The sequence below is a fragment of the Candidatus Albibeggiatoa sp. nov. BB20 genome (assembly GCA_016744725.1).
GTDB lineage: Bacteria > Pseudomonadota > Gammaproteobacteria > Beggiatoales > Beggiatoaceae > Albibeggiatoa.
In genome coordinates, this window is sequence record JADGDW010000016.1 from 17,623 (window position 1) to 37,794 (window position 20,172).

The window sequence follows — 20,172 nt, forward strand, 5'->3', positions numbered from 1 at the left end:
CATAAGATCAATACCTAAAAATATTTTTATTCCACTCCACAAACCTATATGATTTTAAAATTGCTACTTTAACCATCAAAGTTCCCCATGCTTCTATCTGATATTTCTGTTAAACGTCCTGTGTTTGCCACCGTGGTTAATTTACTACTGGTGACTTTTGGCATTTTGGCCTTCTATCAATTGCCGTTACGTGAATATCCCGATGTCAATGCGCCAGTTGTATCGATTTCAACCGATTATCGTGGAGCAGCTGCCGTGATTGTTGAAACTAAAATTACCCAAGTTTTAGAGGATTTAGTCAGCGGCATTGAGGGGATTAAACACATAGACTCTTCCAGCAGCGATGGCAAATCACGGATTAATATAGAATTTAAACTCTCTCGCGATATTGATTCAGCGGCAAATGATGTGCGAGAGCGGATTGCACGTGCTTTGGATGATTTACCCGAAGAATCCGATCCACCCGAAATTTATAAAGCGGATTCCAACACCAGCGTGATTATGTGGCTCAATTTATCCAGTCCAAGTTTGAATAGTTTGGAACTCAGCGATTATGCAGAACGTTATTTACAAGACCAATTTGCAATTGTAGATGGCGTGGCACGGGTACGGATTGGTGGTGGTGGGCGTTATGCAATGCGGATTTGGTTGAATAGTTTGGCATTGGCGGCGCGACAGTTGACGATTACCGATATTGAAAACGCGCTGCGACGGGAAAATGTAGAATTGCCAGCAGGTCGGATTGAATCCAAAGACCGTGAGTTTACGATTCGGATTGCACGAAGTTATCGTGATGCAGATGATTTTGCCCAATTGGTTTTAACACGCCAAGCGGATGGTAGTGTGATTCGTTTAGGCGATGTGGCGCGGGTTGAATTAGGTCAAGATGATTATCGTAGAGAACTGCGTGGTAATGGTGAACCCATGATTGGGATCGGGATTATTAAACAGTCTACGGCTAATACTTTAGCGGTGGCGCGAGCGGTGAAACGTGAGGCAGTCAAAGTGCGCCAACAATTACCTGAATATATTGAATTACACGATAGTTATGATACTTCAGTATTTATTGAAGGTGCAATTGAAGAAGTTTACAGAACCTTATTTATTGCAATGATTTTAGTGGTGGCGGTGATTTTAATATTTTTGGGCAGTTTACGCGCTACCTTAGTCCCAGCGGTGACTGTACCCATTTCGTTGATTTCGGCCTTTATTGTTATATCTGCATTAGGTTTCTCCGTTAATTTGTTGACCTTGTTGGCACTGGTGTTGGCAATCGGTTTAGTGGTCGATGATGCGATTGTGGTATTAGAAAATATTTATCGGCGGATTGAACAAGGTGAACCACCATTACTCGCTTCATACCATGGGGCGCGTCAAGTCAGTTTCGCGGTGATTGTGACCACATTGGTGTTAATCGCAGTGTTTGTACCGATTGCATTTTTACAAGGTAATGTCGGGCGTTTATTCGCTGAATTCGCCTTGACTATGGCAGCGGCCGTGGGTTTTTCCAGTATTGTTGCCTTATCCTTATCTCCAATGATGTGTTCAGTTTTGTTTAAACAAAATTTGCGTAAAACCTTTATCCATCGCCTGATTGATCGATTTTTTCAAGGTTTAGCCACATTTTATGCAAAATTACTCAATATTGCTCTAAAAGTTTCATTTTTGATTATATTGTTATTGATTGGGGTTGGATTTGGGATTTATTATGTATTTCAACAATTACCCAGTGAATTTGCACCAAAAGAAGATAGAGGCGCATTTTTTATCATGATGACTGCACCTGAAGGCGCGAGTTTTAGCTATTCTCAGCGTTATATGGCAGAAATAGAAAAAACCATGTTGCGTTATGTTGAAAATGGCGAAGCCACCAGAGCTTTAGCTCGTGTGCCGCGTAGTTTTGGTTCAAGTGCAGTGGTGAATTCAGGGATTGGTATCATGGTGTTAAGCAATTGGGATAAACGCCGACCTGCTGAGGAAATCATGGGGGAAATCATGGGTGATATGAAACAGCTAGTTGGAGTGAAAGCGTTTACAGTGATGCGGCGTGGTTTGGGACAGCGCGGAATTCAACGGCCTGTGCAATTTGTGATTGGTGGTGGTCGTTATGAAGAGCTGGCACAATGGCGCGATATTATTTTAGAACAAGCCCGACAAAATCCCAATTTAATCAGTGTGGATGCAGATTATAAAGAAACCAAACCACAATTGATGTTAGTGATTGATAAAGATCGTGCTGCTGATTTAGGCGTATCAATTAGAGAAATTGGCAGCAGTTTGGAAACCTTGCTGGGCTCGCGTCGAGTCACCACATTTCTGCGTCAAGGTGAAGAGTACGATGTGGTTTTGGAAGGTGAGGATCAGGATTATCGTACGCCTGCAGATTTGGCTTCGATTTATGTTCGTGCTGAACAAACTGGATTATTAGTGCCCTTATCTAATTTGGTAACATTGCAGGAAACGGCGACTTCAACCAGTTTACAACGTTATAACCGAATCCGTGCGATTACGATTACTGCGGGTTTGGCTGAAGGTTACAGTTTGAGTGAAGCCTTGGATTTTCTGGGCAATATTGTTAAACAAGAAATGCCGCAAGCGCGAATTGATTATAAAGGTCAGTCAGCAGATTTTCAGGATTCAACCCAATCGGTTAACTTTACTTTTATTTTAGCCTTATTGGTGGTGTTTTTAGTGTTAGCCGCGCAATTTGAAAGTTTTATTCATCCATTGGTGATTATGCTCACTGTGCCCTTGGCGATTTTTGGGGCTTTATTGGGTTTGGATATTATGGGGCAAAGTATTAATATTTATAGTCAAATTGGGATTGTGATGTTGATTGGTTTGGCGACTAAAAATGGGATTTTGATTGTTGAATTTACTAATCAGCTACGTGATGCAGGTCATGAATTTAAGGAGGCATTGTTACAAGCTTCTCAGCAACGTTTACGTCCGATTTTGATGACCGCGATTACCACGATTATGGGTGCAGTGCCGTTGATTTTAGCTCAAGGTGCGGGGTCTGAAAGTCGGGTCGTGATTGGGGTGGTGATTTTCTCTGGAGTGGCGTTTTCAACGTTTTTTACTTTGTTTGTTGTGCCTGTAGCATATTGGTTGTTGGCGAGACATACTCAGTCACCGAATGCGATTGCGCGGAAATTAGAGGCTTTAGAAGCTTTGGAACATCATAAATAGTGATCTGCGTTCACAAATCAGCAATAGGGATGAAATAGTGTAAGCCAAACATGATCGAATTCAATCAAATCTATTCCCATCATGTTTGATAATTGGGCATATTTGGTAGGTTTTATACGCAATATGCCTGAGGCGGAAATGCTTGATTTCAACTAGAGATATTAACTTGAGAATTGTTGCGACCTGGGTCACTGAAGTATATAATCGCAGGCCTGTGACTGGATTTTCTATCCGTGTACATTATGAAGGCGGCAGTTTTCATGGTTCGAATGGGACTGTCTAAAAGAGTCTCAAGGCAAAAGCACCAACCATCATCAAACAGCATATACCCAACCCTGATTCGGAAGTTGAAAAATGACCATCTCAATTCGTGAGCTACAAACTTTAGCCGAAAACTTTAATAGTGATCCAAAATGCTCACATGCTTTGCCAGCTCGAGCTTATACCAATCCAGATTTATTGGACTTTGAGCGGGAAGCAATCTTTCACAATACTTGGCAGTATGTCTGTCATATTGAGAAACTGCGTAATCCGGGAGATTATATTGCCTTTGATATTCAGGGACAATCGATTGTTGCTGTCCGTGATCGTGAAGGCGTGCTACGCGCCTTTTACAATGTTTGCCGCCACCGTGGTCATGAGCTGGTTAAACAGGGTCAAGGTAATATTAAAGTTTTTGTCTGTCCTTATCATGCTTGGGGTTACAGCTTAGATGGCACGCTCCGTGGGGCACGACACTCAAAGACAATGGAAAATTTTCAGTTTGATGATTATGGCATGGTGTCGGTTCAAATTGAACAATTCTGTAGTATGGTGTTTGTAAACCTCAATCCAGAAGCAACTTCACTCGCTGCACAAACAGGCGAACTAGCCAATGAAATCCAACAACATGCCCCTGATTTAGATACGCTGACTCATGCTTATCGCCTTACCTATCACGTTAAAGGCAACTGGAAGATTGTTACCGACAACTTCTTAGAATGCTATCACTGTCCCGTATCACATAAAGACCTTGTCACTCTAATTGAAATGGAAAACTATCAAGTGACAACACATGGTATTTATTCCAGCCAAATAGGTCCTGCAGGCAAGACAGATAATGCCGCCTATAATGTTGAGGGCGCAAGTGTTCAACAACATCTCCTTTGGTGGCTGTGGCCAAATACGGGTCTATTACGTTATCCTGGTGGGCCTAATTGGATGGTGTGGAATTTTATTCCTGTTGATGCTGACAATACCATTGAAACTTTCGACTTTTTCTTTCCAAACTCAACCCCAACGGCTGAGCAAATGGAAGCGATTGAATATGTCGACAAAGTGTTACAAAAAGAAGATATTGATATTATTGAAAGCGTGCATCGTGGCATGAAAACACCTGCCTGTGAAAAAGGGGGGCGTTTTGTGGTCTGTGATGGGAAGCATAAAGGTGAATCCGAGCATGGCGTTCATCATTTTCATAGTGTCTATTTAAAAGCCATTGAGCAATATATTCAGACCAAATCGTAAGAAAAAGGTGCTGAATAGCCCCGCTTTTAGTCAGATTTAGCCAGATTTTTTTTCGGAATTACGAGCCCTCCATGATTGAAGAAAACGTACACAAGCTGATTGCATTAGGAAAAAAGCTGGTCAGCGCCAATCTCACCATCGCTGATGGCGGCAATCTCTCTACTTATGATGCAAAAGCCAATGAGATGACTATTACCCGCTCAGGCACTTGTCTTGATGAGCTTGATATGGATTCATTCGTCTCTTTTAAACTAGATGATGATGTCCCAGCGGAAGCGTCTTCTGAGACAGCAATGCACCTTGCAGGCTATCGAACAAGACCTGATTTCTTATGTTTATTGCACTTTCATCCTCAAAACGCGATTTTACTTGCGGTTGCCAATATTGACATCAGAACTATCACCGTTGACCACACCTATTACCTTGCTGGCAAAATGGCTCGATTACCGTTTATTCAACCGGGTACACAGGAACTTGCTGATGCTTGTGCAGAACAATTTAAAAACGGTGCTGATATTTTATTACTCGCACATCATGGCTGTCTATTAGGCAGTAACGCTATTGAATGGGCGCGACACACCGCATTAAATCTTGAACAAGCTGCCAATATGACCAGAATGTTGAGCACTGATTTAGATGGAACTCAGATACCTGAATGTCCTAGCTCATACCTCAAAAAACTTAAACAAGCAGGAGTTTTGTAATGGCGGTTGCCGAAAAACAATACAGCATGGAGAGCGTGAATCTATTTGAATTGGCCTTTGGCGAAGGATTCATGTCTTGTGGTGGCTCAACCTATCTTGATACATTGTTCGCTGATGAGGAGCTTGGATCAAATACGCGTATTTTAGATGTCTGTTGTGGCCTAGGTGGTGCTGGCTTTTATCTTGAAAGTGAGCATGGAGCTAAAGTTACAGGCATTGACCGAGAAGCAGAGCTAATTGAACATGCCAAGCGAATAGCAACCGAACGTTCGTCTCAATGTGAATTTATTCATGGTGATGTCGTTGCAACCCATTTTAATGATAATACTTTTGACTACATTATTTGTCGAGATGCCCTACTGCATTTTAGTGAAGCGCAAAAAAATCAGCTATTCCAGAAAGTCAGATCATGGCTTAAACCCGGTGGTAAATTCATTGCTACAGATTATGGTGTCTCAGATCAGCCATTGACTGAAGAACAACAAGCAGTGCATCAGCGCAAAGGCTATCATCTACTAATGCAGTCAGAGTATTACGATTTCTTCGAGCGCAATACTTTTGTCCGTGTGCAGGTTTCCAATGATACGGAAGGCTATATGCAGCACACACAAGCTGAGCTTGACCGTTTACTGACTCGTAAAGATGAAATCACCGCTCAATATTCCACTGAAGGATTTGAAAAGACGGTTGAATCATTCGAGAGAAAACTCAATGAAATCGAAGGCGGCGTTAAGACATATTGGTTGATCCAAGCTGAAAAATATGCGATTCAAACGCAAAAATTGAAAGATCGCGTGGTGATTTGTACGGGCGCATCTTCTGGTATTGGGCGAGCAACCGCTATTGCATTAGCTGCTCAAGGGACCAGTGTTGTCTTGGTTGCGCGGAATGTTGACAAGCTCGACACGGTGAAAGCACTGATTGAAGAGCAAGGCGGCTCTTGTTTTGTTGCCCCTGCGGATGTTACACAGCGTGAACAAATGCAAAGCGTAGTTAACACTGTGATGCAGCGTTACAATCGTGTCGACATACTTGTCAACTCTGCTGGCTTGATGTGCTTTACTTTTATGAAGAATGGCGTTTATGAAGAATGGGCGAAGATGATTGATGTGAACGTCTCAGGCGTAGTCAATTGTATTGGTGCTGTATTGCCTGTGTTCACGGAGCAAAAATCAGGTCATATTATCAATATCAGTAGTGACGCTGCCAAAACCCCATTTGCAGGTTTGTCGGTATATTGTGCATCGAAGTCCTTTGTTACCATGTTGTCCCAGAGTTTACGCGGTGAATTCCGTGGAACAGGTATTAAAGTGACCGATGTGCAACCGGGAGATGTTCGGACGGATCTCGTTTCTACCAACAGTGATACCGCGACACTTGAAGAACTTGGTATCAATCCAGAATTCAAAGTGGGACATGGTTGGGCTTCGGATATGCAGTTGCTTAGCCCATTTGATGTTGCTGATTGTATTGTTAATACTGTGCTGGCAAAACCTCATGTCAGTATGAATGAAATCTTGATCGAGCCCCGCGATCAATAGCCATTAGCCTATAGTCGTTTTATTTTAAAGTGATACAGGACTGGCAGTCCTAAATTTTAAAAATGATTGATATTTAAAATATAAAAGGACTGCCAGTCCTAGCATATAAACCGAAATTGACTATAACCAAGCTGCTCACGATGATTGTGATATTCGTTGTGGGCAGTTTTGCATTTAGGTTAAAAAATCGATTAGAAATCTTTGTACTGAAAATACGATTTGTTAAAAATAATATTTCAAACCCACATACACGCCTCGTCCTTGTCTTACAGGCAAACTATTAAGCTGGCCACGCAGAAATTCAGGCATATAGACTTCTTCATCGAGCAAATTATAAATATAGGTATTTAAAGCCAGCGGATTGTTAGACGATAAGCCTAGCCATTGATTTAATTCCAAACTCATATTTAATGTGACCATGTGATAATTATTGGGAGCAGGATTGACTATTTGCGGTTTGGTTGGGCGCAGTGGATTGGCATGAGCCGCGCGGTAATAAGTATCAAATATACTGATGGAGGTTGCACTATTAAACTGGTAACTCGCCCCTAGTTTTATCATCAGATTCGGCATTAACGTAATATTTTTAATCCCTTGTTTATTTTGATTGCTTTGATAGGTGAGGGAACCTGTTAAGAAAAACTGTTCACTAGGCATCAGTTTTGACTCTAGTTCAATGCCTTGTATGGTCGTTTCTCCTATATTGTCATAATATAATCTTGCTTGATTGGGTAGTGGCAACGCTGTAATTAAATCTCGTTGCGTACTGTGGTAATAAGTGGTGCTGAATTGGTAGTGTTTAGTGTTATAAAAAACTTGAAAATCATAAGTTTTAATCGTTTCAGGCTTTAAATCGGGTGTACCTTGAATCACGGGGGATTGGGCGGCTTTTTCTATTTCAAAGGCGGTGCGATATGCTTCGCTGTATAATATTTTAATGCCTAATCGTTCTGAAAATTGATAAATAAGTCCTAAACGAGGCATAAAGCTTGAGCTGATACCCTCAGGCTGAACGAATTGGCCACCAAGAATTAATTTTGTTTTATCGTTCAATTTGTAGTCAGCTTGTGTATACAGTGTGTACAACGTTTCGTAGTAATCCTCCACCACAGGAAAAACCTGCTGATACAAGCCTTTAGAGATACCCAATGAATAACCTGTCATATAATGTGCTGTTGCACCGATTAACCAAGAAAATTTATCATTTTCCCAATAGTTGGCCACTTCTAACAATCCATCTTTGCTTGCTTCTTCCATATTGGCCTGCACGGATTCATAATTTGTTTGGCGTTGGTTGTAAGTTAAATTTGTTTCTAAGTGCCAATTATCGGAAAAAATATGTTTATAACCAATATCGGCTAAAATCCGTGTGGTTTTCATATCTTTCGCTTGCCAAGACCATTGTGGTATTTCGCCAAAGTGGCGTTGATTTGCTTTCAGCCAAGTAAAGTCAAAGTTGAGTTGTTTGTAATTTGCATTTAGATAAGCACCCACATTATATTCATCATAATTGGTTTGATTTGCTTCTCCTAATTCGTCAACCGCTTTAAATTCCCAGCCTTCGGTTTCTTCAAAATAACGTAGCCCACCGGTCAATTTTAAATCGTTGTGTTCATGGTGAGCATAAGCTTCTGTTGCTCGTGTCCCTAAAGAACCTGCCATCACGTTTATTTCATTGGGATTTTCATCAGTTTTGGTTAGGATATTTATCACGCCCATATACGCATTTGAGCCATATAGTACTGAACCAGGCCCACGAATCATTTCGATTTTTTGAATTGCACTCAGAGGAAAAGCAAGATAAATAGGATAATTAAAACCACCCGTCACACTTTCTTTAAAGGGTCGTCCATTGAGTAATAATAATACTTGTGTATCTAAGCCTCCAAAACTGCCTCTTACTGCGGTTGCATTCTGTGGTAAAACATATATTTCACCTAAGTAGGTGCTGGTTAATCGGCCGATGACTTCACGTAAGTTATTTGCACCAAATTTTCTAATTTCTTGTGCGGTGACAACGCTAATGATACCGGGGGCATCATGAATATTGTCTTGTTTTTTAGAAGCAGTAATCACTTGTAAATCCAGCAAATCTTCTAATGAAAATTGCAATAATTCTTTTGTAGTTAACATGGTTTCTAAGTCAATAGCACTCGCAGCATAAATAGGGGAATAAGATAGAAACAGGCTTAATAGCAGATAGTTAAAATAATCCTTTGGTTTTTTCATGTTTTACTCCTCCCTTGATAGATGGCTTACCACCAATAGCTCGTTTTTAACAAGCAAACAAACTTAAGTATATCATGAGGTTTGTAAAAAATAGTACAAGTCTAGCGGGTTGTTGAAAATGAATGCTTTAAACTGAAAAGTTGAAGTATTGATAAAGAGCATTGGCTCTAAATCACAGGTGAGATTATCATTGCTGGCTCAGTATTGTTAGGTCTTTGTCACGTAAGTGGTAGCCCGTTTCGTTGATGAGTTTTTCGGCTTGGTTTCGATGTTCAATGGCTTTGTCTTTGTCGCCTGTTATCAGTTCATAGCGGCACATTGCTAAATGCCAGTCGGTTGCGTACCGTTTCATTTTGCAGCGTTCAATGATGTCGTGGGCTTCGTCTAGGTCGGGTTTTGCGGCTTTAAGGTTTTGTTGTTGTAAATGGAAGTTTGCACGGTCTATGAGGAACATGGGTAAATATTGAATTTTTCCAGCTTTGCGTATGGCTGTGACGGCTTCGTCAAAATAGCTTATTGCTTGTGCTGATTTAAGGGCTTGATAGCAACGGGCTAGGGTTAATTTATCTTTAGCAATATCTTGTAAAAAATTAGTTTGTTGTGATATTTCTAACCCATATTCCCCACGTTGCAATACATGTTCAATATCGGCTGTGGTTGGGGCTTGGTCTAGCAATAAAGTGCAATAATAAAATCCAGTGCCTGAAGATAAATATTGATTGCCTCGATTTTGTTCTAATTTTTCCGCTTGTTGAAAAGACGGTAAAGCCTCTGCTAGTTGCCCTTGAAGGTGTAAACAGCTTGCAAGATAGGCATGACTTTTTATTTGTTCAAAATCATCGCCACTTTGTTGGGCATAATCAATCGCTAATTGTGCGTTTTCAGTCGCCTGTTGTAACGATCCTAATGCTAAATGTAGCTCTACAAGATTTAGTGCTGTGGTTGAAGCATTTTCCCAGTCTTTCAGTTTTTGCCTTAATTTTAAATCAGCTTGCCTTGGTTCAAGTGCTTCGTTTAAACGCCCTAATGACATCAAACAAAATGAGGCTTCTGATAATAAAAATCCTTGTGCAGATTCAGATAAACCTTGTACAGAATGTGACCAATTTTGAGGAAAAAATCCTGCAATGGCTATTAAATCTTGGTTGTAAGCCCCGAGTTTGTTTAAGCTATAAGCTTCTTTACCACCTCTTTCAATTCTCTCATAATAAACATTATCCAGAGCCCTTTGATATTCCTCAGCCAAACAACCATGTTTTACGGCATGATATAAAGGCTCTAAACCTGTTAAGCCTTCGGGATGATATTCATTAGGTAAATCTTCATAATATTCAAATAATACATAATGGGCTTTTTTATATTCTGCGGGTTTGGTTTTCTTGAAATGTTCAGCAAAATAACTACGGATTAAAGGATGTGTATCCCATGCAACCCGTTCTTTATCTTGCATTTTAATAGATAATAAACCCGCCGTTTCTAAATTGTCATAGATTTCATCAAGCTTTCCTTGCTTTTGCCAACTTCTCAATTGAAAAGCATAAGGCAAATCATATAACAACATATCAAACTCATCTTTTTGCATCGCTTGGTCAAATAAACCTAACAAGTGCATAAAAATAGATTCAGGACGTTTCTTTTTACCCCATCTTTGTATATAAAAATCTAATATTTCATGAACGATGTCGCTGAACTCTTTAGCTTCCCACAAATGCGGTAACTGGTCGCGCAATTCCAAATGCCCATTCAATTCCGTTTTCACCAAATGACCTAATAAAACCAAACTCAAAGCATGACCATGTAAATCCGCACTCACCGCCTCACCTTGCAATCGCTCAAGCCATTCATTTTCTGAGTTTTTCCACTTAATTTTTTGTTTAGTATCCTTCGCGCCTAATTCCTTCAACAACTTCATGCCATCCGCATCCGATAAATTATCTAGCGACATCGCCACATAACGCGATTCATCCCATTTTTCAAATTCCTGCAACGGCAAACGCGACGTAACAATAATCAAGCTTGGACTTTTTACCAAACCATTCCGATGCACCGACTTTAAAAACGTTGTCATCGCCATATCTTGCAACTCGCCGCTAAAGGATTTCAAACCTTGAGGATATTGCAAAGTTTCCATACCATCCAACACCAACAAACTCGGCTGCTTTTGTAAAATTTGTGCTAACGACTGCGCTTTTGCCACATCATCTTGCGGAATATCCTGCGCTTTAACCCCAAAATGTCCTAATACTTGAATAAAAAAATCACTACTGCCCGTTTGACGCTGCTGCCCATCCTGATTATGAAACGACCACGCAAAGGCTTTGTCTAAATCTTTATACTTTTTATTACGCAAATCATCCAACCAGCGATACAACAACGCAGACTTTCCCGCACCACCCACCGCATGAATCCACACCAAATCACGATTATCTTTATTCAATGCTCTGGTTAAAGCGGCTAAATTTTTGGTTCGTCCGAATAAAATATTATTGGGAGGCAAAGGCAGGCGGGATAAATCATAAGTGCCTTCTTTTAAGAACGGTTTAGGCTTTTTAATTTTAGAATTGATGAGTTTAAGAAAATATGGAATAAGCAAAACCAAAAGTCCAATCACAACACCGACAACAATGTTGGTTAAACTTTCTGGGCTTGTTATTGACTCTATAAAAGATTTATCTTGTTCCATAATGACAAACCACGGCGTTATTAATTAAAACAATTATAACCCAAGTTTTGCCGTGAAATATAGTCAATTCAGTCTTGAGTGCGAGGACTGGCAGTCCTGAAACTCTTTAAATATTAATCACTTTCAAAAATAAGGACTGCCAGTCCTGTATCACTTTAAAATAAAACGACTATACAACCCAAACCATCAATAATGTTATGAAAACTCAGGCTGTTTCCAAACCAACAACGAGCCAATATCTTGCAACAAATCATTCATTTCATAACTGCCTTTCTGCAATACCAACTTAGCTTGATCCTGTAGCGTCTCGGTTTCAGTCGAAGTTAAATCTTTAGCCGTCAATACAATAATCGGAATATTACGCCATGTTTTATGCCGATGAACATGTTGCAAAAAGCTAAAACCATCCATCTCAGGCATCATCAAATCCAATAAAATCAAATCAGGCTGAAACATATCCAAACTCTGCAACGCCGCTTTTCCATGACAAGCCGTCATCACCTCACATGCAGTTTTCGATAAAATTTTCTGCATCAAACTCAAAGTATTCACATCATCCTCCACCACCAAAATCCGATGATGCGATTCAATCAGCGTCAAATTAAACATCCGATTCATGGTCTGCTCAATGCTCGACTCCGCCCCAGCAAAATGACAACTCAACGGAAGCCGAACCTGAAAACGACTACCCGCACCCAACTGACTCGACAAACTAACCTCACCGCCCAACAACTCCGTAAACTGCTTAACAATACTCAATCCCAAACCTGTGCCGCCATATTTACGTGTAGTCGAATTATCCGCTTGAGTAAACGAATTAAAAATATTAACCTGCGCTTTCGGTGAAATACCAATTCCCGAATCAGACACCTGAAATGTCAACCAATCCTGTCCCGACTCCTGCTCATGACGAACCGATAAATGCACCATACCCTGCTGAGTAAACTTAGTGGCATTACTCAATAAATTGAGCAAAATCTGTTTTAACTTATTCTCATCGGTATTGATGTCACATAAAGTCTTAGGATAATCTATATGTAATTGATTATGTTGTTCATCAATCTGAGGTGAAATCATCTGCTCTAAGCTTTTAATAAAACGAGCAAATGGCACAAGCTGCTTATCCAAAGCCATCTTACCCGCTTCAATTTTGGACAAATCTAGCACCTGACTGACCAAGGTTAATAAATGCTGCCCAGAATGACTGATTTTCTCCAAATCATTTACAAAATCTTGCAACCCTTCATCACTTGCATCTTCTTGTAAAATCTCACTATAACCAATAATCGCATTCAATGGGGTGCGTAACTCATGACTCATATTGGCCAGAAACTGACTTTTCGCAATATTCGCCGACTCCGCCTGCTCCTTAGCCTGAGCCAAATGCTGTGCATCATGTTCCAAACGTAGCGCATAAGTCTGCAATTGCTGCTGATGGCGAGACAGGTGGCGCACCATTTTATCAAACGATTTCGCCAACAAACCAAACTCATCTTGACGACGCATATTAAGCTGCACATCAAAGTTTTTTTGGCCTAACTGTCTGGTTGCTAAAATAATATCATGTAAAGGTTTAGCCACCAAATGATGCAAAAACACATACAACAAGACAAACACAGTCGCCAAAATAATAGCACCAAAGAGTAAAATCAATTGTGCGGTTTCCCATGCAATCTGACCTAAAATGGCTTGAGGTAAAGTGACGGCTAAAAACCATTGATTCGACTGCAAACGAGTGCTGACAATATATTGTTTTGTTTCAGGATGCCAAATTGCTTGAGTTTCCGTAAAACTTAAACGCGGTGCTTGTTGAGATGGAACACGATTCATTACCTGTTTTTGAGCATTGTATAAAAACCGCTGGGCATCAAATAAATTATTTAACTGATTTAAAACAGGCTGTATATCAAACTGTGCCAACACAACAAATTGCAATTGATGTTGTTTATAAATCGGTTGAAACACACTGACCCACGCTTGATTTAGCTCATAACTAAGCTCCTGTTTCCACCGCAATGGCTGATGTTTAAGCGTGTATAGTGGAAAGCCGACTGCGTTTTTATCTAATGTTTGCTGTTGGCAGTCTAAATCCAATTGCCAATGTTCTGAAGGATTGAGCAATGACAAACGTAGATTAGGCTGTTGTGATTCAGATACAATATTTTTTAGAATCTGTAAGGCGTTTTGAGTGTCAATATTTTGATTGCTGCAAACAAGAGTATGTTCTAAATGCTGATTGGTTTGTAAGCGTTGTTGAATCATGCTGACATGCTGTGCAAAATGCTTAAACGAAGTGTCTAACAAAATCCCCTGCTGCGTCACCTCATGTTGCAATTGTTGCATGGTTTGATTGCGAATATTCGTTGCAATATGGCTGTAGCCAAACACAGCGGTGAGCGTCACGATTAAAATAATACCCATTGCCAAGCGTTTAAAAACTGTTCCTATGATTGTTTCTTCAACAAAGTGATGGACATTCTGTTGCGCCATGTTAAAAAATCCTCGTGGTATCTCTTTCATATTTTCAGTCAATCAAAGCAAAATGCAGATTGTGTATAGACTCCATGCAATCAATAAATCAGTATTAGGTCAGGGTAAAATGTAGAACATGATGGTTTATTAAACGTATTGCATATTACAAAAATGATAATTATTCGCATTTGAAAAATATTATAGATTCTCATATCTAATGTCAAATGATTATTATTCTTATTTGTGATTTTGTAATGATAGAGCTCAGAACAGGACATAAGGTAAGTGAATAGAGGTATAAGAAAAACAAGAGTTGAGCAAAGATAAGTGAGTAACATACGAAGTTCCTCAACAAAATATGCGCCTCATGAATCTATTAGAATTGCTCCATGAAGATTTATGCAGTTTAAAGTAGTCATCTGCAAGGTCTGTCTTATTATCAAATCTGGATAATCTTTTATTAAACCGCATATTGATTGATATTTTTTGCTTTCAATATAAAGAAAATGGTGTGAAATATTGACAGAACGGAATGGTATAAATAGTATTTAAGAAGGATTACCTACTTGTTATAAAGCTGGTAATCCTTGTTGGTTAGTCTACCAAGTCAGAAAATTTTCCAACAATTTCAAACCTGCATGCTGGCTTTTTTCAGGGTGAAATTGCACTGCAAATAAATTGTCTTGTGCAATCACAGAAGTGTAATCAATACCGTAGCTGGTTTGGCCTGCGATGTGGGCTTTATCTTGTGTATCTACATAATAACTATGCACAAAATAAAAACGGCTGTTGTCCTCAATCCCTTTCCATAATGGATGTGCTTGAGTTTGCTTAACTTGATTCCAACCCATTTGCGGAATTTTTAATTTTTCCTGAGTGGCACTATCAATCAACGGTGTTGGAAAATGTATGACTGACCCTTGAATCAAATCAAAGCCTTGTGTGCCACCATTTTCTTCGCTCGAAGTCAATAGTGTTTGCAAACCCAAACAAATTCCTAAAAATGGTTTTTCCACCATGGCCTGCTTGATTACGTCGTACAAGTGAGTCTCGTGCAATAATTGCATACAATTACCCATCGCACCTTGTCCAGGGAAAACCACTTTATCTGCTTGTAAAATTTCATCTGCCTGACGGCTGACTTGCACTTGCCAAGCATCATTTGCAACATGTTCTAAGGCTTTGCTGACAGAGCGCAAGTTACTCATGCCATAATCAATCACAACAACCTTTTTCATTACAAACGTCCCTTTGTCGATGGCATCATGTTTTGCATACGGCTATCGGGTTCAACCGCCATGCGTAAAGCGCGACCAAATGCTTTGAATACTGTTTCAATAATATGGTGACTATTACGTCCGCGTAAATTATCAATGTGCAAGGTGACCAATGCGTGATTCACAAAACCTTGGAAAAATTCCCGAAATAATTCCACATCAAAATCACCAATTCTCTCAGTTGGAAATTCTAAATGATATTCCAAACCCGGACGACCAGAGCAATCTAACACTACACGCGACAAGGCCTCATCTAATGGTACATAGGCATGACCATAACGATAAATACCTTTTTTATCACCTAATGCTTTGTTAAAGGCTTGACCGAGTGTGATGCCAATGTCTTCAACTGTGTGATGCGCATCAATCTGTAGATCGCCATTGGCTTGAATATCCAAATCCATCAAACCATGTCGGGCAATTTGATCCATCATATGATCTAAAAAAGGTACGCCCGTTTGAAATTGGGCTTTGCCTGTGCCATCTAAATTGAGGCTGACACTGATTTGAGTTTCTAAGGTATCTCGTTTGATGCTGGCACAACGCTCAGCAGGTTTATTATGCTTCTTCATTTTTATTGTCTACAGGAGCTTGGTTGTCTGGCGAATCTGAAAAATCTTCTGAATCTGTGGTTTTTTTACGTCGCTTATTGTTACGTTTGCGTGGTCTTCTAGGAGAATGCTGTACCATTTCATGACGTTTATGTTGTTCGGTTTGTTGGAACTCATCCCACCAATCTACAGATTCTTGAATATCTTCTTCACCAGCCGCTGCGCGTAAGACGAGAAAATCATACGCAGCCCGAAAACGCGAATGTTCTAATACACTAAAACAACGCTTATCTTTACGCCGAGTTAAACGCGGTTGCAATAACCAAATTTCCTGCATAATGCTGACAATCCGCTTAGGGATAAAAACATGTGCCGATTGGATTTGCAATACAGTTTGCCCTGCCCCAATAATGCTATCTTGTTCTGTGACTTCTTGCTCACGTAGCTCCTTAATATAAGGCAACATTGGCGGCCACAACAAGCTCATAAATAAAAACGCTGGGGTGACTGTTTTCTGTTCAGCAATGCGAGCATCTGTATTTTGCAATACTTGTTGAATTAAGGTTTGCGCAAACTCGTTATCTAAGAATGTATCTGTTTGTGGAAATAAATGCTCAAATAAATGGAATTTTTGCAATTGTTCAAATGATTGCGCTGCATGTCCTGTTAAAAATAATTTTAGGACTTCCTCATATAAACGGGCAGGTGGAATCCCTTTTAATAAATGGCCTAATTGCTCAATTGGAGCAGCGGTTTGTGGTGCAATATCAAAGTTTAATTTTGCCGCAAATCGAGCCGCCCGCAACATGCGCACAGGGTCTTCCTGATAGCGTTGAATTGGATCGCCGAGTAAGCGTAATACACCGTCATCTAAATCTCTGACTCCATCAGCATAATCAATAATACTAAAATCGCTGATGTCATAATATAAAGCATTAGTGGTGAAATCACGTCGCCAAATGTCGTCATTCAGCGTACCGTAGACATTATCACGTACAATACGACCATCAACCGTAACTCCTTCGCCTTTTTTGCTATCATGTTGAGCACGAAAAGTGGCTACTTCAATAATTTCTCTACCAAAATGAATATGTGCAAGCACAAACCGTCGTCCAACTAAACGACAATTGCGAAATAAATCATTGACTTCATCAGGACTCGCATTGGTCACAACATCGAAGTCTTTAGGTTTTTTATCCAGTAAAATATCACGAACGCAGCCACCGACTAAGTAAGCTTCATAACCTGCTTGATTCAGTTTGTACAATACTTTTAGTGCATTTTTACTGATTTGCTTGCGCGATACAGTATGCTCATCACGAGGAATTCTGTGAGCGGCATGAGACTGCGCATTATTCTGGGGTCTCAGCGTGGATTCAGTTTGTGTTGTTGTTTTGGGTCGTTTGGCAGGCGTAAGAATTTTTTTTATGCCTTCAATAAGTTTTCTGTAAACTGCCATCACATTCCTTGATGTTTATTCTTAAAATCTCATATATCATACAGCAAATTATAGCCCTAAGCGTGCCCAACATATAGAAAAGCACGGCTCAATTATAGGAAAATCGCTACAAACTAAATATTGTACGTTATGAAATTATTAAAAAAAGTTCTGCGTTGGCCTATTACCTTGCCTACGCTTGCTATTCTTTTGCTGGCTTTAATGGCTGAGCTAATACGCGACAGTTCAATTTTTTGGGCTTTATGCCTGTATATCCCATTGTTGCCTCTGGGTTTGTGGGCTATTGTTTGGGATTTAAGTTGGCGCGGAAAAAGTTTTATTATTCCTTATAGCCTAACTGGCTTGGGATTGATCGCTGCTAGCATCCAAACTGTTCAGCTCTTGCATTATCATCCTCAACAAGCAATACCTCAACAAGCGCAGGTGATTCGATTATTACACTGGAATACTTTATGGGGTGGTCAGTATCCATTGAGTGATAGACCTTATTTAAATACATGGGACGGACTTCAAGAAAAAATGCTGCAACAGCAGGCTGATATTATTGTGCTTAGTGAACCGCCACAAGATGAACGCTTAATTCAATTAGCTGAACAATTGGGCGATGATTGGAATATGGTGACTTTTGAACCGATAAATACCTGTCAGCGTTGTACGGTAATATTTAGTGTATTGTCGCCTTATCCAATGCAAGCTGAGCATTATTCTAATCCGCGTCATGGCAATGGGTTTATTATTCGCATTGAAATGCCGCAACACACTTTTCGTTTATTAGTGGTTGATGGTGAGAGCAAGTATGACCAGCTTCGAACCCCATTTTTACATGATATTTATCAAACAATAGTCCAACAATATGAAAAACAACAACCTATTGATGTGATTGTAGGTGATTTTAATGCGATTCGTCGTAGTCGTGGGTTTGACAATTACCCAACAATGGGTGATGGCTATTGGTTAGCGGGTGAAAAAACCATAGGCTGGCGTGGTACATGGAAAAGTTATTTGCCACTATTTGATATTGATCATATTTGGGTCAGTCAACGTTACAAGCCTGTTTATACTGATTTTTTATTTGATTATGCCTCTGACCATCGTGGGCAATTAGTGACGTTTTATGCAAATTAATATTTATGAGTAAATAGGGCTGGTTTTTTCATAAAATTGGACTTTTAAGGTCTGTGATTGGATGCTAAGAAAAGAGATATAGTTGTTTTATTTTAAAGTGATACAGGACTGGCAGCCTTCGACTTCAAAAGTGGTTGATATTTAAAGTATAAAAGGACTACCAATCCTAACATAGCAACCGAAATTGACTATAGTGCTGATTCTCAAATTCGTTTTTAACATCTAAATCAGCTAAAATTTTAGACATTTTACATTCAATGATAATTTATGGACGCAACTCATTATGGACAGCAATACGCACGATTTTTACATCGCTTGCGCTGGATTGCTAAAATTAAGCCACAGACATTAGCTTATCAACTAGCTATTTTAAATGCACATTATCAAAGCCCACATATTGGCAATGAACAGCAAGTTAAACAAAACATCTCAAATTGTTTAGGTGCATCTTTTGCCCATAAAGGTTGGCAGCATTTTATCCAACATACAGGCGTGGCCAATTGTAATATTTTTCAAATTCGCTCCATGTCGCAACAATGGCTTAAAAAACATATTATTATTTCAGGTAATTGGGATTTTAAACACGGATTACAAAATGATAAAGCTATGTTATTTATGACTTATCACAATCATCATCCGTTTTTATTCACGGTGAGTATGAGTATGTTAGGGCAATTAATTCGAACTTTGGCAATGAATCCGAAAGATAGCTCCGTTTATCCCTATTTTGCTGATATTTATGACCAATATTTTCTCGATTGTGAAGCGCATTATCATGGAGGTAATTTTGTATTAGTGGATGAGAATACGCCTCTAAGTGCAACCCGCTCCGTAGCTAAAACTTTTAAAAACAAGCAAGTTGTCATCACTCTGAATGATGTATTTAATCCGTATGCAGAAAAACGCAGTATGGATTTAGATTTTTATGGGCGAAAATTGACCTGTCCAACGGGTACTGTCGAAATGGCATTGCGGCATGATGTTGACTTTGTTGCAGGCTGGGTACGTTGGATTGGTGGTGATAAATTTAAGCTGGAATTGTATAAACTAGATTCAAGCCAAGGACCCGAAGCCATTATGCAGCAATATATCCACTATTTGCAATTGATGTTAGAGCAAGATGCAGGTTTGTGGGAAGGTTGGAAATTCTTTAAATTTTAAAATGTTATAAATGGGGCAAAATAAATTTGCAAAATAAATTAAAAAAAGTGGATTTTTCACTTGCATTTATAAAACAATGTTACTAGAATGCACACCTCATTGACGACGTAGTACGAACAGTAACGAAAAAGTTCGATTATTCACATATCCTTAACTTATAAATTTATTTATAAGCCCGTTCGTTAAGAAACGATTTGTTTCGGAGGGGTACCCAAGCGGTCAACGGGAACAGACTGTAAATCTGTCGGCTCAGCCTTCGGAGGTTCGAATCC

General features: G+C 39.6%; 12 protein-coding genes. 6 read left to right on the forward strand and 6 right to left on the reverse strand.

Features of this window, described 5'->3' with window-relative positions; genetic code table 11:
- Positions 1-87: 87 nt before the first annotated feature.
- From ABXH34_RS03250 to ABXH34_RS03265, 4 genes are all read left to right on the forward strand, one after another.
- Positions 88-3,192 (forward strand): efflux RND transporter permease subunit, encoded by a 3,105-nt coding sequence (locus ABXH34_RS03250; protein ID WP_353570428.1) that lies wholly within the window; start codon positions 88-90, stop codon positions 3,190-3,192.
- A gap of 354 nt (positions 3,193-3,546) precedes the next feature.
- Positions 3,547-4,698, forward strand: coding sequence for an aromatic ring-hydroxylating oxygenase subunit alpha (locus ABXH34_RS03255; RefSeq protein ID WP_353570429.1), 1,152 nt, complete (start codon positions 3,547-3,549; stop codon positions 4,696-4,698).
- Positions 4,699-4,769: 71 nt separating this feature from the next.
- Positions 4,770-5,402 (forward strand): class II aldolase/adducin family protein, encoded by a 633-nt coding sequence (locus ABXH34_RS03260; protein WP_353570430.1) that lies wholly within the window; start codon positions 4,770-4,772, stop codon positions 5,400-5,402.
- Positions 5,402-6,943: an SDR family NAD(P)-dependent oxidoreductase gene (locus ABXH34_RS03265; protein WP_353570431.1), complete on the forward strand. Its 1,542-nt coding sequence runs from the start codon at positions 5,402-5,404 to the stop codon at positions 6,941-6,943. Before ABXH34_RS03260 ends, ABXH34_RS03265 begins: the two co-directional genes overlap by 1 nt.
- Positions 6,944-7,165: 222 nt before the next feature.
- Here the strand turns inward: ABXH34_RS03265 and ABXH34_RS03270 are convergent, their stop codons facing one another.
- From ABXH34_RS03270 to pcnB, 6 genes are all read right to left on the reverse strand, one after another.
- Positions 7,166-9,172 carry a TonB-dependent receptor plug domain-containing protein gene (locus ABXH34_RS03270; protein WP_353570432.1) on the reverse strand — a complete coding sequence of 669 codons (2,007 nt, stop codon included), beginning with the start codon at positions 9,170-9,172 and terminating at the stop codon, positions 7,166-7,168.
- Between the two features lie 187 nt (positions 9,173-9,359).
- Positions 9,360-11,855 (reverse strand): tetratricopeptide repeat protein, encoded by a 2,496-nt coding sequence (locus tag ABXH34_RS03275; protein WP_353570433.1) that lies wholly within the window; start codon positions 11,853-11,855, stop codon positions 9,360-9,362.
- A gap of 195 nt (positions 11,856-12,050) precedes the next feature.
- On the reverse strand, positions 12,051-14,345 hold the full coding sequence (locus tag ABXH34_RS03280) for an ATP-binding response regulator (protein WP_353570434.1): 2,295 nt from the start codon (positions 14,343-14,345) through the stop codon (positions 12,051-12,053).
- Between the two features lie 581 nt (positions 14,346-14,926).
- Positions 14,927-15,565 (reverse strand): imidazole glycerol phosphate synthase subunit HisH, encoded by a 639-nt coding sequence (gene hisH / locus ABXH34_RS03285; protein ID WP_353570435.1) that lies wholly within the window; start codon positions 15,563-15,565, stop codon positions 14,927-14,929.
- Entirely contained in the window at positions 15,565-16,176 is a 612-nt protein-coding gene (gene hisB / locus ABXH34_RS03290) for an imidazoleglycerol-phosphate dehydratase HisB (RefSeq protein ID WP_353570436.1), read from the reverse strand. Before hisB ends, hisH begins: the two co-directional genes overlap by 1 nt.
- Positions 16,163-17,614, reverse strand: coding sequence for a polynucleotide adenylyltransferase PcnB (gene pcnB / locus ABXH34_RS03295; protein ID WP_353570437.1), 1,452 nt, complete (start codon positions 17,612-17,614; stop codon positions 16,163-16,165). Before pcnB ends, hisB begins: the two co-directional genes overlap by 14 nt.
- A gap of 129 nt (positions 17,615-17,743) precedes the next feature.
- Between pcnB and ABXH34_RS03300 the strand changes: the two genes are divergently transcribed.
- On the forward strand, positions 17,744-18,739 hold the full coding sequence (locus ABXH34_RS03300) for an endonuclease/exonuclease/phosphatase family protein (protein WP_353570438.1): 996 nt from the start codon (positions 17,744-17,746) through the stop codon (positions 18,737-18,739).
- Between the two features lie 267 nt (positions 18,740-19,006).
- Positions 19,007-19,900 (forward strand): lysophospholipid acyltransferase family protein, encoded by an 894-nt coding sequence (locus ABXH34_RS03305; RefSeq protein ID WP_353570439.1) that lies wholly within the window; start codon positions 19,007-19,009, stop codon positions 19,898-19,900.
- Positions 19,901-20,172: the final 272 nt, after the last annotated feature.